Genomic DNA, 10,265 nt, shown 5'->3' on the forward strand with positions numbered 1-10,265 from the left:
AATCTCATCCGTGGGCAGACCATACTGCCCTGTTTTCTCCGCCTTTTCAGGAATCGGCACATTACCGGGAAGTCCGGCCCTCAAATTGGTCTTACCGGTCAGCAATGCCGCTCGGGAAGGTGAGCATACAGGGGCACCGGCGTAGAATTGGGTAAATCGCACCCCTTCCTTGGCCAATCGGTCCATATTGGGGGTATACAAATCCTTGGCTCCATAGACGTTCAGGTCTACAGAACCTTGGTCGTCCGTTAGGATGACAATGACATTGGGCTTTTTAAAACTGGCGTTTTGAGCATCCAAAGGGGTTTGGAAAACCAAAAACACCAAACCGAAAACCTTAAAAAAACCTTTTTTAAAACAGTACATAATTAGCTTCAATTGTTATTCGACAGCCTCTTGAAAAGGCCTTAGTATTGGTTTTAATAACCTGGGTTCTGTTCCAAATTAGTGTTCAACAAAATATCCCTATCGGGAAAAGGCCATAAATAGTCCTTCTCAGGATTAAAACTGCGAGTTTCAATAACGTTGCCGTCTTCATCCAATCCAGGTTCGTTCATCACTACTTCGGCTGTACGCCAGCGAATTATATCTTGATAATATAATCCCTCACCGGCAAACTCGATGCGCCGCTCAAGACGAACTACCTCACGAAACTCTTCTTGGCTTAGCCCTGGTTCAACCTCTGGCATATCGACCGACGGTCTGGCCCTGACCTGATTTATGGCAGCATAGGCCTTGGCGGTCGGTCCGTTCAATTCATTTTCTGCCTCGGCAATTGTCAACAAGATTTCCGCATAACGAAATAAAATAGGGTTAATTTCCGATTGATTCGGTTGAGGACCAGTACGTACCACATCATCAAGATAATAGGTATACTTTTTGAAGGCATATCCTGTCAAATCCGCGAATAACTCATCCCCAGTTACCAGCGCTCCATTGAACGTCGAACCTATGGTTATTAAGGTCTGCGCCAATCTAGGGTCTCTATTGGCATATGGGTCATTTGGGTCATAAATATCGGATTCGGAAATCGGATCTCCATCGACTGCCAAGTAGGCATCTACCAAATCCTTTAGTACGTTCCCTTGTTGAAACAGCTCATGATAATTATTGGTGATTTCAGGAAACTGAAACTCCACATCAAAGATAACTTCCTGGTTTCTTTCATTTTCAAGTAAGAAGAGCTCCCTATAATTGGGAAATAAGGAGTATTCATTTAAATCCACAACGGCCTCTGCTGCGGAAAGAGCCTCCGACCAATTTTCGTTGTAGAGGGCGGACCGGGCCTTTAACGCCAAGGCGGCCCCTCTTGTAGCCCTTCCGACATCGGTATTGCCGTAAGTTACGGGAAGAACACTTATAGCAGCGTCCAAATCCGCATGAATGGCCTCTAGAACCTCAGCTTTAGTATTACGGGGCAATTGACCTTGGGTATTGTTGTTCGGGGGGTCTAAAATCAATGGTACGCCTCCATAGTATTCTACCAAATTATGGTAATAGAAGGCTCTTAAGAAACGTGCCTCCGCAATGAAACGGTTTTTCAGGGCCGCATCCATGGTAACCTCATCAATATTGGCTAGAAATGTATTGGTTCTCCCCACGCCTTCATAGGAAATACTATAGCGGGAATTGATCAACGGTAGCGTCGGGTTATTATCTCCCCTGGCAATGGAAGATGCCCCACTGCCATCGTCAATCTCAAATGAATTTGGTGTTACGTCTTCAAGTTTCAGTAGCCATGACCCTTCGCCCCTATATGGGCCAAGCAATGGCTCGTAACATCCAGTTAAGGCGGATGCCGCGTTATCCTCAGTAGTCCAAAATGTTTCGACACTACTTTGGTCGGCCGGTTCCAAGTTCAACAAGTCCTTGGAACAACTTGTCAAGATCAATACACTAGATAGCGATATATAAAGGGATATGATTCTTCTCATGATTTTATTTTTAGAATGATACGTTTAGACCAAAAGTGTAAATTTTGGTAGATGGATAATTGAAGAAATCGTTTCCGATCAGATCCGTTTCGGGATCAAAGTCCTTCAATGGCGTAAAAGTCAATAAGTTCTGGGCATTACAAAAAATGGCCAGCTTACTGATCCCTAAACTATCAAGTATCCCAGGGTTGAAATTATAAGTTAACTGTATGTTCTTTAAGCGAAGGTAGGAGGCATCCAATAACCAATAATCACTCGGACGAAACAAGGTCGCTTGAGTGTCTTGATACCTTGTAAGGATCGGATAGCTGGCGTCTCGATTGTCCGGTGTCCATGAATCATTGGCCCAACCTACCGGCAAAGAAGTACCAAACCAAAAAGGGACCCCCGAAACATGCTTATTATAAGTTTGAACGCCTTCGACCCCCTGCCAAAATGTATTTAGGGAAAGGTTTTTATAGGAAAGGTTTATATTAAAAGAATAGGTATATTTTGGTATGGTATTGCCCTCTGCCTGTCTATCGTTAAGATCGATGACACCATTGTTGTCCAAATCCTTGAACTTGATATATCCCGGTTGCGTATCGGTTCCCTGAAAGGCATGGGCATCGATTTCCTCTTGAGATTGGAACAGACCATCGGCCTGGTAAAGTAAAAACTGATTGATCGGACTACCCTCTTGGGTTATATTGAAGGGTCCGCGCCCATCGGACGAATTGTCCTCAAGAATAATTTCGCCATTCAAATCGACTACCTTGTTGGTGATGTAGGTCATACTACCCGATACATCGTAGCTAAAATTACCTATCTTATTACGGTGCCCGAGGGCTATTTCTATACCATCATTTTCAATAGTGCCAATATTTCTAATGGGACCTCCTAAGGAGCCGACCTGAGATGGAATGCCCACAGGCCTCAATACATCCTCCGTGGTCTTATCGAAATATTCAAGACTGGCCGTGAATTTTCCCCGAAGGAAACTAGCGTCAAGACCAATGTTAGAAATCGTGGTGGTTTCCCAAGAAATTTCATCATCATTGTCCACAAGAACAGCTGTTCCCGGGTTTATCGTATTTCCAAATATGTAATCCTGTCCTGGGGAAATTAAATCCAAGTATCGGAACAAGCCAATTCTCTCGTTACCCAGTTGCCCCCAAGAGGCCCTAATCTTCAACTGTCCCAACCAGTCTACATTTTGAAGGAATTTCTCTTCATTGATACGCCATCCTGCGGAGAGAGAAGGAAAAAAGCCCCACTTGTTTCCCTCAGCAAAACGAGAGGATCCATCGTATCGGAAGTTGGCTTCAAAAAGGTATTTATTGTCCAAAACAAAATTGGCGCGACCGAAATAGGATATTAAGCTCGACTCGTTAGTTGTTCCGGAGACGGTGGGGTTGGTGCTACCTGCATTTAGTTCAAAAAGATCGTTGCTAAGATACCCTTCATTGGCGGCTGTGAACCAGCTTGTACTGAAATTTTCATAACTGGTCCCTAATAAAATTGATAGGTCGGTTTCTTCGGTAAAGGATTTGTCCCACTTTAAGGTGTTGAAAACGGTCCAGTTCAATGATTCATCATCCCTTTGATCTACTCCCCTTTGTTGCCCTTGGTAGGTTACATAGGGATTGCCCCCAGCTTGAATTTGGGTGGGCTCTTTTGTTTTGGCATCGTACAAGGTAATCTGCGGTGTGAAAATTTTACTTCGCTCATTCTCGCTTGTAAAGCCCATATTTAGCTTATAGACCAAATTGAAGGGTAGTTCAATCTCCGCAAAAGTGTTCAGAAAAAGCTTTAAATTTTTAATATCCGCATCTCCCTCATCGGTAAGTGCCAAGGGATTCCTGAACCTTCTATGACCAGGAATATCGAAGAAGTTCATCCCGTAATTTCCATCTTCCAACTTCGTGGGGTGATAAGACTGCGCCTTAAAGATCATTTGCATTGTCTCTGGAATACCTACTACGGGCTCATCACGTTTCTTGTACGAAAAATTAAATGTCCCTCCTATATTAATATTTTTATGCACTTCGGAATTAACCGTAAAATTTGCATTATATCTATTGGCATCCGTGCTTCGCAATACACCGTTCTGATCAAGAATCCCTACGGAAAGGGCATAGTTCGTCTTTGAACTTCCACCGGTAAATCGAAGGTTATGCTGCTGAATAATCGCAGGGTCGAACATAATGTCGTACCAATCATTGTTTGGATATGTATACGGGTCGGTCTGCATCCCTGCCCTATATTCTTCAATCAGCGATTCAGGAAAAACCAGTGCACTTTCGCTTGTACCAAAATTTAGTTGAGCCTGGGAATAAAGTTCCATCCAACGAATGGGGTCCTTAACAACATTCGGTAAAGAAATAACTTCTTGAACCCCTATCGAATTACTATATGATATTTGTGATTTCTCTGATCCCTGTTTTGTAGTTACCAAAACCACCCCATTAGCTGCACGCGATCCGTAAATCGCAGCGGACGCTGCATCCTTTAATACAGTAATACTTTCAATGTCATTTGGGTTCAAATCATTGATCGAAAACTCGATACCATTGACCAATACCAATGGGTTATTATTGTTCAAAGTACCTACCCCCCTGATACGTATGGTCGCGGCGTCATTACCTGGTTGCCCACCGACTTGATTTATATATACGCCCTGTACTCCCTGTAAGGCCTGACTGGAACTGGTTATTGGCCTATTCTCCAAATCCTCGCTTTGAACCGCACTGACCGCTCCCGTCAGATTCAGTTTTTTCTGGGTTCCATATCCAACTACCACAACTTCCTCAAGACCAGCGGCACTTTCTTCCAAGGTCACATTGACTACCGTTTGTCCGTTAACCTCGACCTCCTTTGTGGCAAACCCGATATAGGATACCACAAGTACAGCTGTATCACTATCTACATTCAATGAAAAGTTACCGTCAAAATCAGCGGTAACCCCATTCGTAGTACCCTTTTCTACAATGTTTGCACCTGGCAGGGGCGCACCGTTGCCATCAGTTACGGTACCTGATATTGTTTGTTGTTCCAATGTTTCAGCAACACTTACTGGCTGCTCACTAATACTACTTTGGTTTCTCGTCAACAATATTTTACGGTCATCTAGTTCGTATTGAGTATTCACCCCTGAAAAGAGTTTTTTTAGTACATCTTGAATTGAAGCTCTATTCGTAACAATGGACACTTTTCGCTGTAAATCCACCGCCTGAGTATGATAAAAGAACTTAAATTCGGTCTTCTCTTCGATTTCATCAAATATTTCCCTTACCGTGACGTTTTCTTTGTCGAGTGAAATCTTGGTTTTCTGGGAATATGAAGAATTAGCCTGCATCAACAGACTTATGGTGAGGAAAAAAAGAAGTGAAAACTTCATTTTTAGGTCATAATTAAGATGCCAAGAGACCCCATCCCTCGACTTTAAAGGTTTTTTCATAATTTTGATTGCTTTTTTGTGGTTACGCCTTGGGTGTGATCATTTAACTAAATCGGGAAATGTTCCACCATTTTCCGATTTTTCGTTTAGATGATCACTAACCGAAAGCTTATAAATAATAATGTTCGTTAAAAGTTAATCTCAATTCATCGGCATTCGATTTAGTTGATTATGATCTTATTTTCTACAATAGTGAAGTCTATTTCATAGACCTTCTCGAAGTAGTTAAAAACTTGCTCTATGGTTTCATTATCCGTCTCAATGGTTGCATTGAAGGTTTCCTCAGCAATGTTCGTGTTGTTGTTAATAATCACCACATTATAATGACGCTCCAGCTTCCTTATAATATTTTCAAAGGTTTCGTTACGGAAAATCAGGTTGCCGTCCATCCATGAAGTGTACAAGGAGGTATTTACCCTTTCGTTACTGAACTGCTTATCGTTCTTGGTCAAGATACCTTTGAAACCCGGTTCCAAAAACATTTCTTTGGATGGTCGTTCGGTTTGTTCCACCTCGGACATACTTACAGATCCGTCGACAAGAATGACTTCATACCGCTCATCCTCAGGATAATTTGCCAAATTAAACCTCGTACCATGAACTTTTACATCGAGCTCTTGCGTGTTCACCACAAACTGTCTAAGGGAATCGTGGCTTACTTCGAAAAAAGCCTCACCGATCAATACTACTCTTCTGAGTGAATTACCTCTAAAGGATGTAGGATAGGTAAGAGAACTTCCAGCGTTCAAATGCACCTTAGTGCCATCGGAAAGCACTATGCCAAATCTCTTTCCTCTGGGTATGGTCAAAGTATTGAAGTCCGGTTCGGCAGTACCCGTGTTATCTTGGTAAACAATTTGTTCTCCCTGCTGGTTTCCGATTACCTCCCCTTTCTCATTGACCACCTGCGAACTCCCATCTTTTGAAATAATCTTAACATCGCCATTTCCCAATTTTAGGGTTATCACATTTTCACGGGGAATCACAGTGGCATCTATATCCATCTCCAGAACATCCTTCTTTAAAAGGAAACCCAACCCCATAAATACCATAGCAATGGCGGCATATTTTAAAAAAGTGGAAAACCGTGGCTTATAAAAACGCCGTTTATCTTCCTTTATCTCCTTTAAAAGCCTCTGTCTTACATTATCAATATTGGAATCGTCCATGGCCAGGTTTATCGCAAAATATGTTTTGATATATTGCTTAAAAAGTATTCCGCTCGTCTCATCCTCTAACCATTGATCAAGTCTATCTAAATCTTTGCTATCCCCCGATTGGGTCAAGTACTTTACGATACAGCTTTCAATTTCACTCGGTATCACTTCGGGTCTACTCTTTGATATATTACAAGCCCCATTTACAATACCCTAACTTTTTTTTCACTTTTTTTTGAAAATCATATAAATTTTAATGTTTATTTGCCATATAACCATTTTTATGGACTTCGAAGACAACCAGAAGCTTATTCAGCACTTGATTAAGGGCGACGAAAACGCTTATATGTTCTTGCTAGACAAGTACCATAGATCGCTCAACTCATATGCATATACATTGACCCACGAAAAATCAAGCGCCCAGGACATAGTTCAAAATGTTTTTATTAAGACTTGGAAGTCCAGGAAAAAATTAAATCCGGAATTTTCCATAAGTAGTTTTTTATATAAATGCGTTTATAATGAGTTCCTAAACCATTACCAAAAAAACAAGGCTGTTTTCCTCCTTCATCAAAAATATATCGAATACGCGCATCAAACGGTAGAAGAATCGGATGATTCCATTTTAGCACGGATGATAGAAGTGGTTAATAAAGAGATTAAGAAACTACCTCCCAAATGCAAAAGGGTATTTATTCTAAGTAAAAAAGAAGGGTTGACCAACAATGAAATAGCCGAATATCTCGATATATCGATAAAGACCGTGGAAGCCCAAATTACCAAGGCATTCTCAATACTAAAACGAGAATTGGGTGAAAAACACCAAGGTTTTCTTTTTCTTTTATTTTCCGAACCCAGGCTACGGTAATAGACGTTCGATAGTCTGAAATCAATGTCTCCGTATAGACTATTACTTACTAGGGCATTTCAAAAATCGAAAATTATCCTTCACTGAATTATCGGACTCCTAATAAAACCAAGAAATCCGATGAAAAAAGTCTTGATGCTCCAGTCATGACGGGTATCCTACAATGGGAAGAAGTCATATAATTATCCGGGGATAGATTCAGGGCTTGCATATCCGGAAAAATATTGAATCTATTGAAAGTAGATATTAAACCACCTGAAAAATAAGGTATCAGTTCCTTTTTTAAGTATATTGCCCAAAGAATTTACTATTAATCAGAAAACTGAAACTGCATACGTTTTTGCATACGCTTTTATAAATTTATAGCGGTCGAGCCCAATAAAACCGTGGATAAAAATCTAATCCGGGAGCTCATAACCCGAAGGTCGCTGGTTCGAGTCCAGTCCCCGCTACTAGCCAAGCCGTTAACTGAAAGTTAGCGGTTTTTTTATGCAACAAGCGAAACGTGTTTCAGGTTGGAGTACCAAAAAAGACGATACATAGCACAACCATGAGAGCTTGGCTTTACCTCCTAAAAAGGCCCTTTTCCGAGTTAAGGGAAGAAGATAATCGAATCCCCACTACAATAAAAAACTACACTGCCCCTACCCCATCCTTCAAGGAACGCTACCTCCTTTAAAAAAGATAATCGCTCTCGATATAGAAGCGTACGAAAGAAAATCGCAAAGAGGCCATTTTGAAATCTGTACCGGCAAGAGGTAAATTGTCTTCAGGATAGTCAACTATTTACTATTTTAGTTCCTCATTCATAAATAATTACACGATGGTAATCTTAGTGTAAGCTTATAAAATCTTATGATTCCCACAGCCAGTACCAATCTTTATTTAAAACAACTAGACCTTCTATCAGAAATTATAATCGTTTAGATTTTGTGAATTTACTTTTCCCAAATTTTATGAATCCACTTATAAGCTTTGAGGAATTTCAAATGCGCCTATTTGGAGAAACTAAAGTGGATAATGATTCTCGAAGTTTAGAAAAAATCACTTTTTCAACGGAACATAGACGGAGATTTGATGCTGGTGACACTCTATCTCGGAATTGTTATTATACCCTTAGTGAGAGTTTAGGAGGTAATGATAGATATACCTCAATGAACTATACGCCTATAATGATTTTGAAAAGAGTGGAGTAATAAAAATTTTTGATTCTGCAATAAAAGAGTCAGAACAGAATTTTTATGATCTGGAATTAAATTATGGAGCCAATCATTCAGGTATATATATTTTGGCCGCCGATAACGGCATAAAAAAATCAACTTTCATCAATAAATGGCTAAGGAACGGCTTATTTACTTTAAGTTCTCGAAGATATCCCCATTTACGATTCGCGATAGCACATTTTCCATACACTGTTGAAGAACTTAAGTGTGAAAATATATTGGATCTGAGGGAAAGAAGAGCTCAAAATTGGTTGATAGAAAAAATAAAATCAGTTGATATGATAAATTCAAATTTTACAGGTTGTGACAATCACGATTGGTTTTATGTTTTGTGCTTAATTATGGAAATGATTGACAAGGCAGTACATTATCACATCCATAGTTGAGGGATTTTGTTATATTTCCGTAGCAATCACCGAACTGCGTTTAGCAGGTCGTTGTGCTTCATCATGACAAACCGCTAACCAATGATAAAATTCTTCAGAAAAATTAGACAAAGATTGCTAACTGAAAACAAGTTCAGTAAATATCTATTATATGCGATTGGAGAAATTGTACTTGTTGTTATTGGAATTTTGATTGCACTTCAAATCAATAATTGGAATGAAAAGCAAAAATTAGCGGAAAAGACACAAGAATATTATGGGCAATTATTAGATGATTTGAAAAGTGATTTTAAATTTTCAATCCACTATCTTAAAGAGTCAAGCACTTACTTAAATGAATATAATAAATATACAGATGCATATGACCAAGATGTATTAAAACCAATTCAATTTTATGAACAAATTTCCAAACTTAACCTGGAAACGCCACCTTTGACATTTAATACAAATACTATAGAATCACTTCAGAGCACTGGCGATATTGGATTAATTCCTTCTAACATAAGAAATAGATTAATCGACCTAAAACGTTTACAAACACTGACAATAAAACGTTTTGAAGATACAGATGACGGAAAGAGTGAAATCACTCAAAATTTAAGTCGTTTGTTAGGGTCAACAACGTTACCAAAAAGACTTGAAAATCAACCAAAAATGAAGGAATTCTTAAATATAGATGAAAATTTAAGAATGTTGATTTTAGTTTATGAAGGAATACATCGTTGGAAATATTTATCACTACAGGAAACCAAGGTAAGATTAGAAGAAATGCAAAAGGAAATAAATACAATTATGGAATTAATTAATAAAAAATTAAAGAAATAACTAAAGCACAACAATGGCTCCTATGAAAAGCCCTAGTCCAGTTCTCTAAAGTTAATTAATATTTTCTTTTTGCCTTAAACCACCTTTTTTCTTTTAATATAACTTGCTCGGCATTGCTGAATCAAGTTCAGCACAGGCTCTATGTGTGATACACTTATTTTTGTGTTCACCAGCATCTGTATGACCATAAGCTATAATAAGTTCGGCCACTTGCTAACCGATGTGATCCCTGCGATGGGCAAGGTCACTTGAAGGCTTCCCTATTTTTTGGAAAAGTTTTTCGGGTCTTCATATGGCCCATATCCGCAACTACATCCGGAGCCTCATGAAAAGCTCATGGGTGTTGTTGTCCAGGCCATTGATCGGGTTTTGGACGGAGGTCTCGTAGGCATAGCCGATGTTGAGCCCCCCGCTTATGTTGAACAGGAACAGC

Annotated in this window: 6 protein-coding genes; 2 read left to right on the forward strand and 4 right to left on the reverse strand. The window is 39.7% G+C overall.

Annotated features, from left to right (window positions below; all coding sequences use genetic code 11):
* From F2B13_RS20125 to F2B13_RS20140, 4 genes are all read right to left on the reverse strand, one after another.
* Nucleotides 1–366, reverse strand: a 366-nt coding sequence (locus F2B13_RS20125) for a sulfatase-like hydrolase/transferase (protein WP_149304990.1), incomplete at its 3' end; no start/stop codon positions are given.
* A gap of 53 nt (nucleotides 367–419) precedes the next feature.
* On the reverse strand, nucleotides 420–1,934 hold the full coding sequence (locus F2B13_RS20130) for a RagB/SusD family nutrient uptake outer membrane protein (RefSeq protein ID WP_149304991.1): 1,515 nt from the start codon (nucleotides 1,932–1,934) through the stop codon (nucleotides 420–422).
* A gap of 10 nt (nucleotides 1,935–1,944) precedes the next feature.
* The gene (locus tag F2B13_RS20135) at nucleotides 1,945–5,373 is read right to left on the reverse strand and encodes a TonB-dependent receptor (RefSeq protein ID WP_198439931.1); all 3,429 of its coding nucleotides are present in this window, start codon (nucleotides 5,371–5,373) and stop codon (nucleotides 1,945–1,947) included.
* A gap of 161 nt (nucleotides 5,374–5,534) precedes the next feature.
* Nucleotides 5,535–6,698 carry a FecR family protein gene (locus tag F2B13_RS20140; RefSeq protein WP_149277766.1) on the reverse strand — a complete coding sequence of 388 codons (1,164 nt, stop codon included), beginning with the start codon at nucleotides 6,696–6,698 and terminating at the stop codon, nucleotides 5,535–5,537.
* A gap of 115 nt (nucleotides 6,699–6,813) precedes the next feature.
* On the opposite strand from F2B13_RS20140, the gene F2B13_RS20145 reads away from it, so the two are divergent.
* Both F2B13_RS20145 and F2B13_RS20150 read left to right on the forward strand, forming a co-directional pair.
* Entirely contained in the window at nucleotides 6,814–7,398 is a 585-nt protein-coding gene (locus F2B13_RS20145) for an RNA polymerase sigma factor (protein ID WP_149277767.1), read from the forward strand.
* A gap of 1,690 nt (nucleotides 7,399–9,088) precedes the next feature.
* Nucleotides 9,089–9,832: a DUF6090 family protein gene (locus F2B13_RS20150; protein WP_149277768.1), complete on the forward strand. Its 744-nt coding sequence runs from the start codon at nucleotides 9,089–9,091 to the stop codon at nucleotides 9,830–9,832.
* Nucleotides 9,833–10,265 lie beyond the last annotated feature (433 nt).

Source organism: Pareuzebyella sediminis (assembly GCF_008367235.1).
Classification (GTDB): Bacteria; Bacteroidota; Bacteroidia; order Flavobacteriales; family Flavobacteriaceae; genus Pareuzebyella; species Pareuzebyella sediminis.

Excerpts from the sequence above, each read along its gene's own strand:
- F2B13_RS20130 (WP_149304991.1), bottom strand. The coding sequence starts at position 1,934 with ATGAGAAGAATCATATCCCTTTATATATCGCTATCTAGTGTATTGATC.
- F2B13_RS20150 (WP_149277768.1), top strand. The coding sequence starts at position 9,089 with ATGATAAAATTCTTCAGAAAAATTAGACAAAGATTGCTAACTGAAAAC.
- F2B13_RS20135 (WP_198439931.1), bottom strand. The coding sequence starts at position 5,373 with ATGAAAAAACCTTTAAAGTCGAGGGATGGGGTCTCTTGGCATCTTAAT.
- F2B13_RS20145 (WP_149277767.1), top strand. The coding sequence starts at position 6,814 with ATGGACTTCGAAGACAACCAGAAGCTTATTCAGCACTTGATTAAGGGC.